Source organism: Gordonia cholesterolivorans (assembly GCF_039531975.1).
Taxonomy (GTDB): Bacteria; Actinomycetota; Actinomycetes; order Mycobacteriales; family Mycobacteriaceae; genus Gordonia; species Gordonia sihwensis.
In genome coordinates this window covers 1-17839 of the sequence record NZ_BAAARB010000028.1, presented here as the reverse complement: position 1 = coordinate 17839, position 17839 = coordinate 1, and the positions used below count along the sequence as shown (strand labels likewise).

18 protein-coding genes and 1 pseudogene are annotated in these 17839 nt (G+C 64.8%); 11 read left to right on the top strand and 8 right to left on the bottom strand.

All coding sequences use genetic code 11. The features are described 5' to 3' along the window. The first annotated feature begins 218 nt into the window (after positions 1–218). Positions 219–2306 (top strand): MMPL family transporter, encoded by a 2088-nt coding sequence (locus tag ABFX36_RS17705; protein ID WP_233500148.1) that lies wholly within the window; start codon positions 219–221, stop codon positions 2304–2306. Between the two features lie 121 nt (positions 2307–2427). Beyond that, positions 2428–2691: a metal-sensitive transcriptional regulator gene (locus ABFX36_RS17700; RefSeq protein ID WP_006898188.1), complete on the top strand. Its 264-nt coding sequence runs from the start codon at positions 2428–2430 to the stop codon at positions 2689–2691. A gap of 93 nt (positions 2692–2784) precedes the next feature. On the opposite strand, the gene ABFX36_RS17695 is transcribed toward ABFX36_RS17700, so the two are convergent. Then, positions 2785–3321 carry an Rv2732c family membrane protein gene (locus ABFX36_RS17695; RefSeq protein ID WP_006898189.1) on the bottom strand — a complete coding sequence of 179 codons (537 nt, stop codon included), beginning with the start codon at positions 3319–3321 and terminating at the stop codon, positions 2785–2787. Further along, positions 3318–4523 (bottom strand): NAD(P)/FAD-dependent oxidoreductase, encoded by a 1206-nt coding sequence (locus ABFX36_RS17690; protein WP_006898190.1) that lies wholly within the window; start codon positions 4521–4523, stop codon positions 3318–3320. The genes ABFX36_RS17695 and ABFX36_RS17690 overlap by 4 nt, the downstream gene beginning before the upstream one ends. 579 nt (positions 4524–5102) lie before the next feature. Here ABFX36_RS17690 and ABFX36_RS17685 point away from each other — a divergent pair. The 6 genes and pseudogenes from ABFX36_RS17685 (at position 5103) to ABFX36_RS17660 (ending at position 11374) form a co-directional block, all read left to right on the top strand. Beyond that, positions 5103–6497, top strand: a complete 1395-nt coding sequence (locus ABFX36_RS17685) for an MBL fold metallo-hydrolase (RefSeq protein ID WP_006898191.1) — start codon at positions 5103–5105, stop codon at positions 6495–6497. 485 nt (positions 6498–6982) lie between these two features. Next, complete coding sequence (locus ABFX36_RS17680; protein WP_006898192.1) at positions 6983–7771, top strand: GntR family transcriptional regulator; 789 nt, start codon at positions 6983–6985, stop codon at positions 7769–7771. A 28-nt stretch (positions 7772–7799) separates the two neighbouring features. Beyond that, a complete protein-coding gene (locus tag ABFX36_RS17675) occupies positions 7800–8138 on the top strand; it encodes a rhodanese-like domain-containing protein (RefSeq protein ID WP_006898193.1) in 339 nt (112 codons plus the stop codon). A 1-nt stretch (position 8139) separates the two neighbouring features. Continuing rightward, complete coding sequence (locus tag ABFX36_RS17670; protein ID WP_006898194.1) at positions 8140–8982, top strand: sulfite exporter TauE/SafE family protein; 843 nt, start codon at positions 8140–8142, stop codon at positions 8980–8982. 82 nt (positions 8983–9064) lie between these two features. After that, positions 9065–10838, top strand: a pseudogene (ctaD, locus tag ABFX36_RS17665) (aa3-type cytochrome oxidase subunit I). A gap of 53 nt (positions 10839–10891) precedes the next feature. Then, positions 10892–11374, top strand: a complete 483-nt coding sequence (locus ABFX36_RS17660) for a hypothetical protein (RefSeq protein ID WP_081598160.1) — start codon at positions 10892–10894, stop codon at positions 11372–11374. Positions 11375–11958: 584 nt separating this feature from the next. On the opposite strand, the gene ABFX36_RS17655 is transcribed toward ABFX36_RS17660, so the two are convergent. Then, positions 11959–12645 (bottom strand): sigma-70 family RNA polymerase sigma factor, encoded by a 687-nt coding sequence (locus ABFX36_RS17655; RefSeq protein WP_006898200.1) that lies wholly within the window; start codon positions 12643–12645, stop codon positions 11959–11961. A 191-nt stretch (positions 12646–12836) separates the two neighbouring features. Between ABFX36_RS17655 and ABFX36_RS17650 the strand changes: the two genes are divergently transcribed. Then, entirely contained in the window at positions 12837–13052 is a 216-nt protein-coding gene (locus ABFX36_RS17650) for a YgaP-like transmembrane domain (RefSeq protein WP_006898201.1), read from the top strand. 22 nt (positions 13053–13074) lie between these two features. On the opposite strand, the gene ABFX36_RS17645 is transcribed toward ABFX36_RS17650, so the two are convergent. The 3 genes from ABFX36_RS17645 to ABFX36_RS17635 form a co-directional block, all read right to left on the bottom strand. Next, the gene (locus ABFX36_RS17645; protein WP_006898202.1) at positions 13075–14247 is read right to left on the bottom strand and encodes a PQQ-binding-like beta-propeller repeat protein; all 1173 of its coding nucleotides are present in this window, start codon (positions 14245–14247) and stop codon (positions 13075–13077) included. Beyond that, positions 14248–14655, bottom strand: coding sequence for a DUF302 domain-containing protein (locus tag ABFX36_RS17640; RefSeq protein WP_006898203.1), 408 nt, complete (start codon positions 14653–14655; stop codon positions 14248–14250). It abuts the gene before it with no gap. 78 nt (positions 14656–14733) lie between these two features. Next, positions 14734–15246, bottom strand: a complete 513-nt coding sequence (locus ABFX36_RS17635; protein WP_006898204.1) for a hypothetical protein — start codon at positions 15244–15246, stop codon at positions 14734–14736. A gap of 104 nt (positions 15247–15350) precedes the next feature. Between ABFX36_RS17635 and ABFX36_RS17630 the strand changes: the two genes are divergently transcribed. Together ABFX36_RS17630 and ABFX36_RS17625 are read left to right on the top strand one after the other, a co-directional pair. Next, positions 15351–16079, top strand: coding sequence for a DsbA family protein (locus tag ABFX36_RS17630; protein ID WP_006898205.1), 729 nt, complete (start codon positions 15351–15353; stop codon positions 16077–16079). Between the two features lie 9 nt (positions 16080–16088). After that, a complete protein-coding gene (locus ABFX36_RS17625; RefSeq protein WP_006898206.1) occupies positions 16089–16961 on the top strand; it encodes a cytochrome c biogenesis CcdA family protein in 873 nt (290 codons plus the stop codon). Between the two features lie 37 nt (positions 16962–16998). Here the strand turns inward: ABFX36_RS17625 and ABFX36_RS17620 are convergent, their stop codons facing one another. Together ABFX36_RS17620 and ABFX36_RS17615 are read right to left on the bottom strand one after the other, a co-directional pair. Further along, on the bottom strand, positions 16999–17346 hold the full coding sequence (locus tag ABFX36_RS17620) for a DsrE family protein (RefSeq protein WP_006898207.1): 348 nt from the start codon (positions 17344–17346) through the stop codon (positions 16999–17001). Then, positions 17343–17675, bottom strand: coding sequence for a hypothetical protein (locus tag ABFX36_RS17615; protein WP_346077614.1), 333 nt, complete (start codon positions 17673–17675; stop codon positions 17343–17345). The genes ABFX36_RS17620 and ABFX36_RS17615 overlap by 4 nt, the downstream gene beginning before the upstream one ends. Between the last annotated feature and the right edge of the window lie 164 nt (positions 17676–17839).

Below are 17839 nucleotides of genomic sequence, written 5' to 3'. Positions count from 1 at the left end.
CTCGCTTCTCTGCGTGTGGTGCGGTCGTCCGTGCATACCCTAGGGGGTAGATACGATGATACCAGCATACCCCTGGGGGTACTGTGTTACGGTTCCTCCATCTTCCCGACCAGTAAGGGCACGATGTGAGTTCCACCGACGTTCGAACCGACGAGAGTTCTGCAGACAACTCGCCGCCAGGAATCACCGGCGGGCCGTTGGCGCGCTTCGGTGCGCGCATGGCAGGCAACTTCAAGTGGGTGGTCACCGCGTGGCTCGTGGTCATCATCGGATTGGGAGCGTTCGCCCCGTCGGTGTTCGGATCCCTCGCCGGTGCCGGGTGGCAATCCAACGGATCGGAGTCGGTCCAGGTTCGCGAACTCGCACAGGAGCACTTCGGCGGGAACTCCTCGGCCGCGATCCAGGTGGTCGTGCATTCGGACACCGAGCAGGTGACCGATCCCGCTGTCGCGGCGGTCATTTCCGAGGTCACCGACATTCTGGCCGCCGATTCGCGGATTTCCGAGGTGATCCCCCCGCAACCGGGAATGTCGATCAGCCCCGACGGACACACCGGGATCCTCATCGGTGGAGCGAACGGGACCACCGACGAGATGGTGAAGGCCGTCGACGATCTCAAAGGTGAGCTGACCGCAGCCTCCACGGACTCGATCGAGGTCTACCCGACCGGAGCATCGGCACTGTGGAGTGACTTCAACAAGGCCAACCACGACGCGATGATCAAGGCCGAAATCATCTCCTGGCCCGTCACATTGGCGATCATGGTGCTCGCGTTCGGATCGCTCGTCGCGGCAGGTCTGCCCTTGCTGTTGACTCTGGCCGGCCTCGTCGCATCCGCGGGTGGTCTGGTTCTGCTCAACGAAATCACACCGATCTCGGTGTGGGCGATGAACTTTGCGATGATGTTCGCGCTGGCGCTCGGTATCGACTACGCGCTCTTCCTCGTCGTCCGATTCCGGGATGCGCTCCGCAAGACCATCGACGCCGGACGGATCGACCCCCAGCGTGCAGTGGCAGAAACGATGGACACGGCAGGCAAAGCAGTCCTGCTGTCCGGCCTGACCGTGCTGATCAGCCTGTCCGCCGTGCTTCTGGTACCTGCACCTGCGGTACGCACGATGGCCGTGGGCATCATGCTCGCGGTGGTGTTCGTTCTCGCGGCCACCCTCACACTGCTCCCCGCAGTTCTGGGCAAGCTCGGACCGAAGGTCAATGCCGGCTCCCTCCCGTACGCGAAGCGACAGGTGCACCGCTCGCCGAAATTCGCGACCTGGGGTCAGTTGCTGCACAAGCATCCGTGGCCGTTCGCCATCGGCTCCCTGCTGATTCTGGTGGCGCTGTCGATTCCGGCACTGGGTCTCAAGGTCGCCATGCCGTCCATTTCGGTTGTCCCCGAGGACGCTCCGGTCCGCCAAGGCTACGAACTGGTGCAGGCACAGATGGGCGAAGGCGCACCAGGCATGCTGCAGATCATCGCCCCCACGGCGGAGGCAGAGCAGACCGCACAGATCGCAGCGAGCGTCGACGGCGTATCGATGGTGACGCCGCCCATGCCCGCCATGGACGGATCCGATTACGTCATGCTGCAGGCCATCCCGAACGTGGACCCGTCGGACCCCGCACTCGAGACCACACTCGACGCCTTGCGCGCCGAGCTGCCCGAGGGAGCGATCGTCGGCGGTGCACCCGCGGAGAACCTGGACCTACAGACCGCGTTGAACGAGTACCTGCCGATCGTGGTGTCGGTGATCCTCGTGCTCGGATTCCTGCTGCTGCTGATCGCGCTCCAGGCACCGCTGATCGCCCTGCTGGGGACCGTGGTCAGCCTGCTGTCCACCGGCGCAGCATTCGGTGTGGCGAAGCTGATCTTCCAAGACGGTCACGGGGCGTCGCTGCTCGGATTCACCCCGCAGGGATTCCTGAACGGTTGGGGCCCGGTGTTCTTCTTCGCGATGATCTTCGCAATCGCGATGGACTACACGGTGTTTCTGCTGTCGAGCGTCAAGGAACACTACGAGAACACCGGTGATCCGCACGGTTCTCAGGTCGACGGAATGGCGCATTCGGGTCGGGTGATCTTCGCGGCCGCAGCGGTGATGATCGCGGTGTTCTTCTCGTTCGCGCTCGCCGAACCACTGCCACCCAAGGAGATGGGCATCATTCTGGGTGTCGCCGTATTGCTGGACGCGATACTCATCCGCTTGGTTCTGCTGCCGGTGCTCCTGCGCCTGACCGGCCATGCCGCATGGTGGTCACCCACGTGGCTACGAGCAGTACTACCCAAGATCGGCTTCTCGCACAGCTGAGACGCTCGCACAGTCGAGATGCTCACCATGGTGGTGGCCGATACCGTCCGGCGTCGGCCACCACGACCACTCTTACCCCTAGGGGTAACCTGGAGTTTCATCGAACGAAGGACTGAACGACATGACCGGTGACACCGAAAGCATCGCGTTGGTACTGAACCGTCTGCGGCGTGCGCAGGGTCAGCTCGCAGGAGTGATCTCGATGATCGAGAGCGGCCGTGACTGCAAGGACGTCGTCACCCAGCTGGCCGCGGTGTCGAAGGCTCTCGACCGGGCAGGCTTCAAGATCGTCGCCACCGGACTCCGTGAGTGCATCACCGGGGCGGAAACAGGGGAGAAGATGAGCGAAGCGGAGCTCGAGAAGCTCTTTCTCGCCCTCGCCTGACAACGGTCCGATCACCCCCGCATCGATGCACGGGGGTGATCGGACCGAGGCAGGACAGCCGGTTCGAGATGGGGTGCTCGGGCCCGCGACGTGTCAGCTCCTGCGCGCTGGACCGGGATGCTCGGGTGGGCGGGTGAACACCACACGAGCCCAGAGAACGGTGGACAGCAGGGCTGCCACCGCCCCCAGATACAGGCCGATCGATGGACCCGCCACCGTCGCGGTCGGTGCCAGTGACTGCCGAGCCCAGATCGCGAGCACACCGAACACCGTGGTGACACCGTTGCCCGCCAAAGCCAGAGCGGCCCACCGAAAACGCCGAACCAGACGCGCGATCGAGGCCGCTACGACGGTGAACGTGAGAGTGAATGCGGTGAACAGTGTCGCCAACACACCCGCTGATTCCGCGTCGGCGCTTTCGGTGCGCAGAAGAACGTCGTACCCGTGTGCGCCGCCGGTGTGCGGAAGCACCACTCCGAGCACGGCCGCCGACACCAGAACGAGCAGATACGGGGTGACCCGGGTGATCACCACCTCCGGTATCACGCGTCGTTCGATGGCCTCGAACACCGACCGATAGTGGCTCAGGTCGCCCTCGCGGTCGTAACTGTGCGGCGGTCGACCGTTCACGCTCGGCCGGTGAGAATGGCATTCCAGTACAACGCCGGCAGTCCGCGTCTCTTGAGGAACCACATGTCGCGGCGTTCGCGGGTGGTGTCGATCAGCGGTATCGAGGGAGCCGGCTGCATCGTGTAGTCGAACTCGGCCAGAAGCATCGTCTTACGAGAGGTGGTCAAGGGGCAGGAGGCGTACCCGCCGTACTGTGCGGTCAGTGGACGGCCGGCGATGCTCGCCTGCAGGTTCTCGGCGACCACGGGTGCTTGCTTGCGGATGGCGGCACCGGTCTTGGAATTCGGTGACGATCCGGCGTCACCGAGGGCGAAGATGTTGTCGAATCTGTTGTGACGCAGTGTGTTCTTGTCGATCTGGACGTATCCGGCTGGATTCTCGGGGTCCGCTATGGGGCTGGCCTTGATCCAGTCCGGTGCAGATTGGCGCGGTACGACGTGGAGCAGATCGTAGGGTAGCTCGTCGGTGGTACCTGCACTGTTGTCGGTGATCGTCACCGACCGGCCGTCCGGATCGACAGCGGTGACTTCGCTGTTCTTGCGCACCTCGATGCCGTAACGCGCCACGACTCGTTCGAGCTCCTCGGCGAACACCGGTACCCCGAACATTCCGGGTGTGGGCAGGACGAGGACAACTCGGATGGCATCGAGCACGCCCTGCTCGCGCCAGTAGTCGGCCGCGAGGTACGCGATCTTCTGCGGGGCACCCGCGCATTTGATGGGGCCGGAGGGCATCGTGAACACGGCGGTGCCCGACCGCATCTTTTGAATCATCTGCCACGTCTTGGGTGCGAGATCGTAGCGGTAATTGCTCGAGACCTGCGGGGTGTCGATCGATTCGGCCATGCCGGACACCGAATCCCAGTCGAGCTGGATGCCGGGGCACACCACCAGGTGGTCGTAATGGATCGTAGTTCCCGAGGAGGTGCTGACCGTCTGGGCATCGGGGTCGACCCCCTCGGCGCGATCCTTGATCCAGCCGACGCCCTGGGGCATCACCGACGCCTCGCTGCGCGCACTCTCCGAGGCCGGGGCGCGGCCTCCACCGACGAGCGTCCACAAAGGTTGGTAATAGTGGGTCTCTGCCGGCTCGATGATGCCGATGTCGGTCATTCCTGCTCGCCGCAAACGTGCCGCGAGCGAAATACCGGCGTTGCCTCCGCCGATGATCGCGACTTTGTGGTCGATGGTGTGCGCGGACATGTGGTCCTCCTGTTCGAGACACGAGCTCGGTGAGCGCTGTCTCGATTTCGGTTGATGCCGGGTGGTTCAGCTCGACGTCGGTGTGGGCGCGAGCCGTGTGGTCACAACATTGGTGGTCATTGAAGCCAGGTGCACTGCATCCACAGCAGTCGTGCTGGAAGGTCATTCCGGCGTTCGAGCAGGTGGTGCAAGGACACGTGCCGAGGTGTACGTCGCCCTCTCCTTGATTGATCGTACGGATGTACGTACATTATGGAAGAGGTTAGTCGCCAATACTGACAAACGCCACACTCGGGACGAATGAAATTTCCTCGTCCGCCCCGAGTCGGTGAGTGCCGGACGGCTGAGGAGGACGTGATGATCGGCAACCACTGCGATGTCGCTGTGAGTCGTTGCGCCTCGCTGGATCAGTCGGTTGCGATGCCCCTGGTCGCCCAGTGGAATGCCGCCCACTTCACCTCCACCCCGCAGGAATCGGAACCGTGCACCTCGCCGCACAGAACCTCCTGAAATACCCCACGGGGTACCATGAATTCTGAGACCTGTACGAACGCCACCACGATCGACAAGGAGATTTCGATGCTTCTCGAACGCATCTACGACGAAGACCTCGCCCAAGCCGGATACTTCATCGGCTGCCAGGCCAAGGGAGAGGCAGTGGTGGTCGACGCCCGCCGCGACATCGGTGTGTACCTGGACCTGGCCGATCGACATGGCATGACCATCACCGCCGTCACCGAGACCCACATCCATGCCGACTACCTGTCCGGCACCCGCGAGCTGGCCAAGGCCACCGGCGCGACCACCTACGTCTCAGGAGAGGGCGGCGACGACTGGCAGTACGGCTTCGAGGCCGAACGCCTCCACGATGGCGACACGCTGGCTCTGGGCAACATCACCGTGCAAGCCGTTCACACGCCCGGTCATACCCCGGAGCACCTCTCGTTCCTGGTGACCGACGGCGCCTTCGCCGATGCTCCGGGATACATGTTGACGGGCGACTTCGTCTTCGCCGGCGATCTCGGCCGCCCGGACCTACTCGACGAAGCTGCAGACGGTGTCGACACCCGTTTCGAGGGTGCCAAACAGATCTTCCGCAGTCTGAAGCGGTCGTTCGTCACGCAGCCGGATCATATCCAGGTCTTTCCCGGTCACGGTTCGGGCAGTGCCTGCGGAAAAGCTCTCGGCGCGCTTCCGTCGACCAGCGTCGGCTACGAACGCCGTTTCGCTTGGTGGGCCGGGTATGTCGAGCGCGACGACGAGCAGGGCTTCGTCGACGAGATGCTCGACGGTCAACCGGATGCACACGCCTACTTCGGCCGGATGAAGCGTCAGAACAAGCAGGGCCCGGTCGTTCTCGGGCCACTCTCTCCCTTGCGCGAGTACGACTCCGCAGAATTGGCACGCGCCCTCGACTCCGACGAGGTCGTCCTCCTCGACACCCGCGGCCAAGATGAGGTGCACGCCGGCGCTGTCCCCGGAGCGCTCAACATCCCCGGCATCGACAAGGCAGCCTCGTTCGGTGCCTGGGTCTACGACCCCGAACGAGAGGACACTCCACTGGTGGTGCTCGCCGAGGACCACGCCGTCGCCGACGAGCTACGTGATCACCTGCTGCGGGTCGGCATCGATACGGTGACCGGGTACGTCACGAGTCTACGAGGGCTCCCCATGACGACACCCGAGACGATCGGTGCGGACGAGCTGGATTCGTTCGACCCGGCAATGGTGCTGGACGTGCGCAACAAAACCGAACACGCCGACGGCCACATACCTGGCTCCGAACAGCTCAGCGGTGGCCGATTGCTGTGGAACCTCGACGGACTGCCCACGGGCGGTCCGATCGTGACTTATTGCCAGAGCGGCGTCCGTAACGCGGTCGCAGCCAGCGCCCTGCGCCGCGCCGGCTACCGAGTTGTCGAACTCGAGGGCAGCTACGCCGCCTGGGCCGAGCGCAACCTCGAAACAGTCTGATCGAACCCGCCCGAATCGGAGGCGGTCGTGCAGTCCGCCCCCGGTTCGGTCCGGTGCTCGCCCTGTCGGCTCGCTGCGCCACCGACGGTAGAGCAGGCCCCGGGCGAGCAGCCCCCGGGCGACACTCCTGATCCGGCACCGACTGGCCTGATCCGGGACCGACTGGGAAGCGAAACGATGACGCTCGCTACGCGGGCGGATTCACCAGGTTCGGCGCGATCTCCACCAGGCGCTCGTTCGTGGTGGGAAACAACTTTTCTCGAAGCAAGCATTGTCTCGTTGTGTGTCGGCGACGCCGACGGATGGTTTCTCGGGGACGGGGGGAGCTGCGGTCCCCGAGATCCTCGGTCGACATCGCTTCGACGCGTAGAGAGCATCACTGCCGTCCGTACGGATGTACGTACATTTGTTGTACAGTGGCCCCGAGGGTCAGCAGCCGGCGGCTCGAATTCGGATTCCGACACAGATCGACAGGAGGGCCTCTGATGGTTGAACCCGATCGCAGCGCCGCGCTCGACCGCTCCAGTGCGATGCCGCTGTGGGCGCAACTGCATGCCGATCTGGTCCGCCGAATCGGTGACGACGAATTCGCCGGCTCCGAGTTCCCGGGCGAGCATGCGTTGACGACGAGCTACGGGGTGAGCCGTCACACCACCCGCGAGGCCCTGCGGCACCTGCGGAACGAAGGAATCTTGATTGCAGAGCGTGGCCGGCCTTCTCGGTTGGCGGCTCCGCCGGTGATCGAGCAGCCACTCGGTGCGCTCTACAGTCTCTTCGCTGCCGTGGAAGCCACGGGTGTTGCTCAGCACAGCGTGGTGCGTGCACTCGAACTGCGGACCGACCCCGCGGTGGCCGCTACCTTGCAGGTCGGTCCCAAGGCTCCGCTGCTCTACCTGGAGCGCATCCGTATGGCAGGGACCATGCCGTTGGCTCTCGACCGTGCCTGGTTGCCGGGGGAGCTGGCACGCGACCTCCTGGATGCGGACTTCACTCACACGGCTCTCTACATCGAGCTCGAGAAACGCTGCGGCATCCGCCTGACCGGTGGCCGCGAGGACGTCACTGCCGTCGTGCCGGATCCGGAGGATGCGGCAGCACTCGAACTCGACTCGAAGACCGCGGCGCTGTCGATCCGCCGCTTGGGCTGCATGAATTCCCGGCCGGTGGAGTTGCGGCACACAGTGATTCGAGGAGATCGGTTCACCGTCTCGGCCACGTTCTCACCGAGCGAGGGCTATCGCTTCGTGCCGGCCACGCCGCTGCACGCCCTGTAAGCACCCACTGATCCAAGGAGCGTTGTTCATGACTGGAGCACCACCGGAAGCCGATCCGGCCGCCGCATATGCACTGATCGCCGAATCGGGAGCCATCCTGATCGATGTCCGCGAGGACGACGAATGGGCTGCCGGCCACGCCCCGGACGCCGTCCATGTACGCCTCGGCGATCTCGATCCTGCTGCCTACCCTCCTGAGCAGAAATTGGTCGTGGTGTGCCGGTCGGGCGCTCGGTCGAGCAAAGCTGTCGCGGCCCTCACCGATGCCGGTCGTACAGCGCACAATCTGTCGGGCGGAATGAAAGCGTGGCACGAAGACGGCCGCCCTGTGGTCCGTGATGACGGCACCCCCGGCGCAGTGATCTGACATGGTCGCCACCCTGGCGATTGCAGTTGCCGCAGGGATTCTCATCGGTCTTTCCCTCGGCGCGCTCGGTGGTGGGGGATCGATACTGACTGTTCCTGCCCTGGTGTATCTCCTGGCGGTCGAACCGCAGTCGGCAACGAGCGCCTCGTTGATCATCGTCGGAATCACCTCGATCATCGCGGCCATCAGTCATGCGCGAGCACGGCACGTTCGGTGGCGGGCAGCGGCAGTGTTCGGAATTCTGGGCTCGGTCACCGCCTTCGGTGGATCGATCCTCAACCGATCGGTCGACCCGCAGATCTTGCTGCTCGCGTTCGCGGCACTGATGATCGTCGCCGCCGGTGCGATGCTGCGCCGCACCCGGCGTGGACACGATGCCGACCTACCGACACCGAACCCGGCCGAGACCGCGGGAACACGCCCGGGTGCCGTTGCGGTCGCCACCAAGCCCGCGAAAGTGAAGATCACCACGTCGCAGGTAGTCAAGCTGGTCGCTTCCGCGCTCGTCGTCGGCTTCCTCACCGGGTTTCTGGGAGTGGGCGGCGGCTTCCTCATCGTCCCCGCCCTGGTTCTGGCACTGGGCTACTCGATGCCCGTCGCGGTCGGAACGTCGCTGGTGATCATCTCCATCACCAGCGCGGGAGCCTTCACCGAACGCCTCGGCACAGGTGCCACCATCCCGTGGGAGATCGTCGTACCGTTCACCCTCGCGGCCATCGCCGGATCGTTCGCAGGAAAAGCCATCAGCGACAAAGTCTCTGCCACCACACTCACCCGTAGCTTCGCAGCCCTGTTGCTCGTCGTGGCCGTCTACGTCACCGTCCAGGCCTCCATGGCCCTGTAACGCACATCGTTGTGCATCACTGAGCCTATTTCTGCGCATGCAAATGCGGGCGCATCCCACACCTAGTTCGAGGAAATCGTCGATGACCGCACTGATTCCCCGCCCTGAGGCGGCCAGGCCGTATCCGATGCGTCACGAGCCGAAGGGCTCGACGCTGTTCCAATTGGTGACCACCACCGATCACAAGACGATCGGGAAGATGTATCTGGTCACCTCGTTCGGGTTGTTCCTCATCGGCGGGTTGATGGCGCTGCTCATGCGCACCGAACTCGCCGTACCGGGGTTGCAGTTCCTGTCCAACGAGCAGTACAACCAGCTGTTCACCATGCACGGCACGATTATGCTGTTGCTCTACGCCGTCCCGGTCGCGTACGGATTCGCCAATTACATTCTGCCGCTTCAGATCGGGGCACCGGACGTCGCGTTCCCGCGGCTCAACGCGTTCGCGTACTGGCTGTACGTGTTCGGATCGCTGATCGTGCTCGCCGGGTTCATCACCCCGGGAGGTGCCGCGGACTTCGGATGGACCGCCTACACCCCACTGACGAGCGCACTGCATTCCCCCGGCGTCGGCGCCGACCTGTGGGTACTGGGGCTGATCCTGTCCGGCTTGGGCACGATCTTGGGCGCGGTCAACTTCATCACCACCGTGGTGTGCCTGCGCGCACCCGGCATGACGATGTTCCGGATGCCGGTCTTCACCTGGAACATGCTCGTGACCTCGGTGCTGGTATTGCTGGCGTTCCCGACCTTCGCGGCCGCGTTGGCCGGGCTGGCCTTCGATCGACACTTCGGTGGTCACGTGTTCGACCCGGCGACCGGGGGAGCGGTGCTCTGGCAGCACCTGTTCTGGTTCTTCGGCCATCCCGAGGTCTACATCGTCGCGCTCCCGTTCTTCGGCATCGTCTCCGAAATCTTCCCGGTCTTCAGCCGCAAACCCATCTTCGGCTACAAGGGTCTGATCTTCGCCACCCTCGGCATCGCAGCGCTCTCGATCACGGTGTGGGCGCACCACATGTACGCCACCGGAGCTGTTCTGCTGCCGTTCTTTTCGTTCATGTCCTTCCTCATCGCCGTGCCGACCGGGGTGAAGTTGTTCAACTGGATCGGCACCATGTGGCGAGGACAGGTCACCCTGGAAACCCCGATGCTGTTCAGCATCGGATTTCTGATCACATTCCTGTTCGGCGGACTGACCGGTGTGCTGCTGGCCAGCCCCCCCGATCGATTTCCACGTCACCGACACCTACTTCGTGGTGGCTCACTTCCACTACGTACTGTTCGGGACCATCGTCTTCGCCACCTACGCCGGGGTGTACTTCTGGTTTCCCAAGATCACCGGACGCATGCTCGACGAACGCCTCGGCAAGTGGCACTTCTGGACGACGTTCGTCGGGTTCCACATGACGTTCCTGGTCCAGCACTGGCTCGGCAACGAAGGGATGCCGCGCCGCTACGCCGACTACCTGCCCTCCGACGGATTCACCACCTTGAACCTGATCTCCTCGATCGGAGCGTTCATTCTCGGGCTGTCCACGCTGCCGTTCGTATGGAATGTGTTCAAGTCCTACCGATACGGCGAGGTCGCCACCGTCGACGATCCGTGGGGCTACGGCAACTCTCTCGAATGGGCCACCACCTGCCCACCGCCCCGCCACAATTTCACCGAAATACCTCGTATCCGTTCCGAGCGGCCGGCGTTCGAGCTGCACTACCCTCATATGGTCGAACGCATGCGCACCGAAGCCCACGTCGGGCTGACGGGCCACACCGCCGCTGTGCGGGCACCCTCCGAAGTGATCGCCGACGGCGTCGAAGAGGGCACCGCCAGCGGGACCTCAGGGGAGAGACGGTGACGAGCGCGCGGAGACGGCGCTCGACAGGTGCCGCTGTCCTGGTACCGGGACGGGTGTCTTACGCGATCGCGGTCGCCATGGGGTTCTACGTGCTCGCGCTGATCCTGGTGTTCACCTTCCTCGTCCCTCGACTCTCACCCGGGTCAGCGACCGCTGTCACCGCTGCCGTGGTGGCCGGCTTCGCGGTGCTGCTGATGGCGGCGATGATGTTCGCAGCCCGCACACCGCTGCATCCTGCAGCGGTATCCGTGGTCCGGGACACCGCGGCGGACCGAGAGGACGACATCGTCGAGGGGTGGGCGGTGGTCCTGGGCACCGACATCGATTCACGACGGGTGGAACTGGAAGTGACGGTGCCCGGGTCCGGAACGTACCAGTGCGATGTGCGTGCAGAACGGTCGACCGGCCGCGCACTGGTGACCGGTGCCACCATTTCGGTGTGGGTCGATCCTCACCATCGCCGATCGTTGACCTTGGTCGGGGTCGGGGTCGGTCCGAGCATCGACGACGATATGTCCGGGAACGGGAAAAGCTGATCGAGCAACCTCGCCTGCACCCCGCGGCGGCGAAAGCCACTCCAGGGTCGCAGACGTCGATCGTAACTACCCTCGACTGCCCGCCGGACGGCTGGCTGTGCCGGTGACCGACGCGAGTGTGCCTGCGCGACATCGACTTTCCCGCGACGGAGCCCCCGCTTGCCGGCGATGGCGAGTGTGGTCGTGGTGTTGCACCTGATCGGGTGGGGGCTGTTCGTTCACTACGATGCGGACCTGCGTATGCACGGTCTGGCCGGTCGGCGCGCTGCGACGGGCGAGACCACGAAGAACGACGACTCGGGTCGCAGCCCTGGCAAGACCAGGGCTGCGGACCGCGATCTACTTCTTGGAGAACATGCGGGAGAACAATCCCGGTGACTTCGGATCGGAGTCGTGCCCCTTGCAGCGATTGGACGCCGGAACGCCCCGCATCACCTGATCGACGTGTTGACCACATCCCGCCCACGTCGTTTTCCCGCACTTCTTGCACGTGACAGCCCTGCACATGAGTCTCTCCCTCGGTCGACAATTCACTTTCAATATACCCTATGGGGTATCTTTTTCCGGGTGTCGGGGATGATCGGTCATCGCGGCGGGGGTCCGCCCAAGTGGGCGACGTCGTAGACGAACTGTTCGGGTACCGCGCTGGTCCACGGCCGCAGGCCGAGTGCGGTCTTGATACCGATCAGGGCCTGTGCGATGGGTGGGCACCGGCGACACTGCCGCAGGTGCGTATCGATGCGGGCCGACGCGTCGACATCGAGACGCCCGTCCAGGTAGTCCGATGCCGCGGCGAGTGTGCGCCGGCACGCCTGGGAGTCGTTTCGCGGGTGTGCGGGACCGTCGTCGAGGGCGCGTAGCAGCTTCACCCGTGCACGGTGGATGCGCTTGTACACCGCTGCGGTGGTGAGCGCGCCGACCGCACCGATCTGTGTCGCCGTCCAGCCCTCGCCGTCGTGCAGTGCCAGGACCATTCGATCCTCGACGGTCAACGTCGCCAGCGCCGCTCGCACCGTGGATCGATCGCTGAGCGCCTGCGCGACCGTCTCGGGGTGCTCGAGGTCGCTGATCGATACATCGATGTCGCCCGTGCCCGATGGTTCGGTGCGCTGAGTCTCCGCGCGTGCGGCCACATCGCGGGCACGGTTGATCGTGATCCGGTAGAGCCACGTCGTGAGCGCCGATTCGGATCGAAACGTTCTCCGGTTGCGCCATGCGCGTTCGAGGACGTCCTGCACCAGATCGTCGGTATCGGCCGGTGATCGTGTCATCGCGGCTGCGAAGCTACGAAGAGTCGTGCCCTGGTCGATCAGATCGCGCGCGAAGCGCTCGTCGTATGCCGCGCTGTCGAGGTCGGGGCTGGGGTAGGGTTTGGCTGTTCGCGCGAGGAGCCGTGGATCGGTCCACTTCGGCGTTCTCGCCCGTCCAACAGTGAAAGTCCCTCTACAGAACTGGAATCATCATGTCGTTCGTCGAATTCATGCGCAGTACTGCCGGGCGCGCACTGCGTATCGTGGTGGGAATCGCTCTGATCGTGGTCGCCGTCGTGCTCGGCGGTGTCGGGGGCATCGTGGTGGGAGTGATCGGCGGTGTCTTCGTGCTGACCGGGGTGATCAACGTGTGTCTGCTCGGTCCGTTGTTCTCCGTCGATCTTCGAGGTCGTCCCAAGACGTCCTGAACGGGGTGTGCGGGCGGGCAGCTCAGAAATGGGGGATCACCTTGAATGCGGTGTACCCGTCGCTGCTCTGGGCCAATGCGACACCGTTCGAGGTCACTGCTGTCGGTGCGGCGCTCGGTGATGTGCCGGTGACGCGGCCGGAGGTCGCATCGATGGCAGTCACCCGCGAGTCCGACGCGCCGTAGACGATGCCGCCGACCAGAGAGAAGCGGTCGGCACCGGGAAATTGATCGGCGGTGAAACCTCGGGTGCCGTACTGCTCGAACAGGACAGCGATGCCGTCGTCGGTGAGGTCTGCGGTGGTGATCATCGTCGCCCCGCTACTGCTGTCGGCGGTCATCACCATCGGACTGCGGCTACCGCTGATCCATCGGAGCTCGGCATCGGAGAGGCGATAGACCGCCTGGATCGGTTCGGGACGGGTCGGGATCGTCCATGCCACGACCACTGCATTGCCGGCGGTGGCGACGAATCGTGCGGTCCCGGGGATCGCTGCGGGGGGCGGGGTGAGGGTGTCGGTGGACCAGGCGGTGTTGCCGGTGTCGGCGGTCACGATGCGCGCTGTGTCGCCGTCGACGGTGACCGCGTATCCACCGGATTCGGAGATCGCACCCGTCAGGTCGGTGCGGTGTCCGTCGGTCGCCGAGATGGCGGCCACGGCCGCGGGCTTTGCTGTCTGCGAGCAGTCGGCGTCGATCAGCAGTCCGGACCCGGTCAGGCAGCCTGCAGCGGAGACCGGGCCCCATACGAGGTCGCCGGTGCGGGTATCGCGGGCGGTCACCGTGGCCGGTGCACCCGAACCGGGATCATCGATGTCCTCGGTGATCAACAGCTCACGGTTGTGTGTGCTCGTCACCGCGAACTCGTCGCGATCGGCGGGTACGTCCACGCCGAATCGTGGTGTGCCGGTGTCGTCGAGTACCTGCACCCGGTGCGAACCGGATGCGTCCGAGGAGTCGACGACTCCGACGAACCCGTCCTCGACGATGTGAGGCTGCGACAGGAACGGGATCGACCACAGGGCCGTGTCTCCGAAGCCCGGCGGCGGCGCGGCCGGCGACGACGGATGTGCCGCCGGATCGGTGCCCGTGGTGTCGGGAGCAGGTGAGGAACTGCACCCCGACGCCAGCGCGACGGCGCACAGTGCAACGGTCCCGATCACCGCCGCCGCTCTGCCGATACGGTGCGCACCCATCTATGCGGTGGTGCTGTCTCCGCCGAGTGCCATGATCGCGCTCTGCAGCAGTGCAGTGGCCCGGTCGGCGACCTCGGCCAGGCCCGCTGCATCCGAGAGCCCCACCATCACCTGGGGGTTCATCGCTTCGACGATCGTGCTGCTGCCATCGGCCCGCACCACCACGTTGCACGGCAGCAGCAACCCCACCTGCCGATCGGTGTCGATCGCAGCCTTCGCCAACTGCGGATTACACGCTCCGAGGATGACGTAGCGTTCGATGTCGGCGTCGATCTTGCTCTTCAACGTCGACTGCATGTCGATCTCGGTGAGCACTCCGAATCCCTGTTCGGCGAGTGCCTCACGGGTTGCGTCCACGGTTTCCTCGAACGGCATGTCCACGCGGGTACCGATGGCCAATTCGGTCATAGTTCGTTCGGTTCCTTTCGATCGGTTCGGGTGCCGGTCACCCGATGGTCGGTGCACGGGTGAGCAGGCGTCGCCCGGTCATGCTGCGCAGGACGCGGAGGTGCAGTCGCGTTTGCGCCATCGCACGATCACCGCTGCTGTCAGCATTGCCAGGGACACCCCGGCAAGGATGGGTTGTATCGGTGCCCACAACCCCAGTGCACCCGAGGTGCCGAGCGCAAGAAGTACCAGCTTGTTGCACACCGGACACCCGACGGCGAAGAAAGTCAGGACCACACCGAGAGCGGCGGGTGTGCCGGTCCGCTCGACCTGCGCGGGTTTGTCGATCCCGAACCACAGTGCGGTCAACAGGGCCGTGGCCAGCAGAACCGGAAGCTCCCACGCCCGCACCGGCACCTCACGGCCGAAGACCGGCGTGTCGATGATGTCGGTGGGAATGCCCACCACCAACACCGTGACCACACCGGCGACTGTGCCGCGCAGTACCCGCGCCCCCCAACCCCGGAAACGATCGGACTCGGCGATCACCCCGTCACCGGAACGGCCGGCAGCATCGACGTCGAGACGGTCGGAGGTGGCGGGCTCTGTCATCGGCTGGGATCTCCTACGAGGTGTAGTTGTGTGAGTAGGGTGACACTGTGAGGCTATACCCAGATGGGTATCGCTGCCAGTATCCGACTGCCGAAAGGTATTGCATGACTTCGACATCTCGCTCCACTCGCCGCCGCGACATCGTGCTCCTGGCCATCGCCGTCGTGGTGGCGGCCGTGCTCGTGGGAGCTCTCGTACTCGGAACGACCGGTGGCGACGAGCAGTCGGAGGCGGCACCGGACGCCGGGTCGAGCAGCGCGAGCGGACCGCCGGTGATGGGACCGCTCGGCGATCTGGCGCACCGCGAGCCCGATGATCCGATGGCCCTCGGCGACGTCGACGCCCCGGTGGTGATGATCGCCTTCTCGGACTTCCGGTGTCCGTTCTGCGCCCAATTCAGCCGGGACACCGAGCCGCAGCTGATCGACCGATACGTCGACACCGGCACCCTGCGCATCGAATGGCGAGACCTACCCATTTTCGGGCAACAATCGTTCGACGCCGCCCGGGCCGGACGCGCCGCCGCCGCCCAGGGCAAGTTCTGGGAGTTCACCCGCGCCGTCTACGCCGATGCTCCCGAAACCGGTCACGCAGACCTGACACTGGAGTCGCTGCAGAGCTACGCGCAACAGGCCGGGGTACCGGATATGGCTCGGTTCACCGCCGACGCCACCGGCACCGCATTCGACGCCGCGATCACCGCCGACTCCACCGAAGCGCAGTCGCTGGGTATCCCGGCCACTCCGGCGTTCTCGGTCAACGGAGATCCGGTTCTGGGCGCGCAACCGTTCTCGGAATTCGTCGATCTGATCGACGCGGCAGCCGGCGCGTAGGGCGGCACGATGTCGCAGATCGGACTTCTCGGAGCATTTCTCGGCGGGCTGCTGGCACTTCTCAGTCCATGCTCGGCCCTGCTACTTCCTTCCTTCTTCGCGTACGCCTTCGACGGGGCCGGCAAGCTCGCCGGCCGCACCGGGATCTTCTACCTCGGGCTGGCAGCGGTCTTGGTGCCCCTCGGTGCTGGAGTCGGGGCCATCGGCTCGGCGATCACCCGGTATCGCGAGGTCACCACGATGATCGGCGGCGTGGTCATCATCGCCCTCGGAGTGATGATCATCGTCGGTCGCGGCTTCGCGCTGGGGTCCGCTCAGAGAGCAGCCGCGCGCATCGACGTCTCCTCCACCGGATCGGTGTTCGCCCTCGGCGCGGTCTACGGGCTCGCAGGGTTCTGCTCGGGACCCCTGCTCGGCGCGGTCCTGACCGTTGCCGTCGCCGGCGGTCAGGCCGTATACGGCGGAGTGCTCATGGCACTCTACGCAGCGGGGATGGTGATACCCCTGTTCGTGCTGGCGCTGGTCTGGGACCGATTCTCGCTCGGATCACGAACGTGGCTGCGCGGCAAGGAAATCAGCATAGGACCGCTGAAAACGCACACGACGTCTCTGATATCGGGGGTGCTTTTCATCGGTATCGGAGTGCTGTTCCTGCTCACGGAGGGCACAGCGAACCTCGGCGGCGTCATGGGGGTCGACAGTCAGTACTCGCTGCAGGTCTGGATCAGCGACGTGGCCGGCGCGGTACCGAACACCGCAGTGCTCCTGATCGCAGTGCTGGTGATCATCGCAGTCCTGACGGTGCGCATCGTCCGTGGTCGAGACCGCGACACCGCAGCCGAGTCCTCCGAGCTCGGTGAACGCGAGGACCGAACTCTCTGAGACGGTGTGCCTACGACACTGGAGCGGGGATGTGACGTCAGGTGTAGAGCTGTGACCATCCATCTCGCTGACGTCGAGCGAGATGGAGCACTGCAGCGGGAACCATTTCGACACCCATCAGCAGATCGTCGTCACCGAGCCCTCTGCCCTCCAGACTGTTGCGGCATGCTTTCACCGTGATGGAGGCAGAGTCGATCAACGCCCGCATCTCCAGGGAGATATCCGAACAGCGCAAGGCCGCATCGAGGCCCGGTCCGAAGCACACGACTTCGATCGTCACCGGCTCTGTCGCAGCATCGAGAAGGTTGTGGATCGCTCGCACCACGGCGGTGGGTGTGGTGTTCACCGCGAACACCACGCGCAGGGGAGTGGGATGATCGGTCACGTGAAGGTTCCGTTCTTCAGATCGCGGTGAGCTGCGGTGCCCCAGGGCTGTGCGTGGAGAAGGACATCGATGGCCCGACCCTCGCCGACCGGGCGGACCAGGTGTCCCAGTTCGCGGACCTGCAGTCCGCTCGCGGCGCGGGCGAGGTCGTCGATGGCGGGCAGGATCGACGGATCGGGTGGGCCCCCGACGCCGTGAGTGAAGTTCTCGAGCGCATGGCCGAGATACAGCAACCGTCCGCTCGGTGCGAGCCAACTCGCTGCACCGGCAATGACGGCGACCAACTCGTCGACCGGTAGATGCAGGAAGCCGATGGCCACCAGATCCACCGGTTCGGATGGTTCCCAGGTCCGGGCGTCGGCGACGGGGCGGTGTCATACCGTCGTAGCAACACTGCAGGCCACGAGGGGTTGCGGGTAGCGCGGTAGGAGACCCTGGGTGGGGCTGGGACGGATGATGTTGACGGTGGCGGACCGGACGGAGATCGCGGTCG

Excerpts from the sequence above, each read along its gene's own strand:
- ABFX36_RS17705 (WP_233500148.1), top strand. The coding sequence starts at position 219 with ATGGCAGGCAACTTCAAGTGGGTGGTCACCGCGTGGCTCGTGGTCATC.
- ABFX36_RS17700 (WP_006898188.1), top strand. The coding sequence starts at position 2,428 with ATGACCGGTGACACCGAAAGCATCGCGTTGGTACTGAACCGTCTGCGG.
- ABFX36_RS17690 (WP_006898190.1), bottom strand. The coding sequence starts at position 4,523 with ATGTCCGCGCACACCATCGACCACAAAGTCGCGATCATCGGCGGAGGC.
- ABFX36_RS17685 (WP_006898191.1), top strand. The coding sequence starts at position 5,103 with ATGCTTCTCGAACGCATCTACGACGAAGACCTCGCCCAAGCCGGATAC.
- ABFX36_RS17680 (WP_006898192.1), top strand. The coding sequence starts at position 6,983 with ATGGTTGAACCCGATCGCAGCGCCGCGCTCGACCGCTCCAGTGCGATG.
- ABFX36_RS17675 (WP_006898193.1), top strand. The coding sequence starts at position 7,800 with ATGACTGGAGCACCACCGGAAGCCGATCCGGCCGCCGCATATGCACTG.
- ABFX36_RS17670 (WP_006898194.1), top strand. The coding sequence starts at position 8,140 with ATGGTCGCCACCCTGGCGATTGCAGTTGCCGCAGGGATTCTCATCGGT.
- ABFX36_RS17655 (WP_006898200.1), bottom strand. The coding sequence starts at position 12,645 with ATGACACGATCACCGGCCGATACCGACGATCTGGTGCAGGACGTCCTC.
- ABFX36_RS17650 (WP_006898201.1), top strand. The coding sequence starts at position 12,837 with ATGTCGTTCGTCGAATTCATGCGCAGTACTGCCGGGCGCGCACTGCGT.
- ABFX36_RS17645 (WP_006898202.1), bottom strand. The coding sequence starts at position 14,247 with ATGGGTGCGCACCGTATCGGCAGAGCGGCGGCGGTGATCGGGACCGTT.
- ABFX36_RS17640 (WP_006898203.1), bottom strand. The coding sequence starts at position 14,655 with ATGACCGAATTGGCCATCGGTACCCGCGTGGACATGCCGTTCGAGGAA.
- ABFX36_RS17635 (WP_006898204.1), bottom strand. The coding sequence starts at position 15,246 with ATGACAGAGCCCGCCACCTCCGACCGTCTCGACGTCGATGCTGCCGGC.
- ABFX36_RS17630 (WP_006898205.1), top strand. The coding sequence starts at position 15,351 with ATGACTTCGACATCTCGCTCCACTCGCCGCCGCGACATCGTGCTCCTG.
- ABFX36_RS17625 (WP_006898206.1), top strand. The coding sequence starts at position 16,089 with ATGTCGCAGATCGGACTTCTCGGAGCATTTCTCGGCGGGCTGCTGGCA.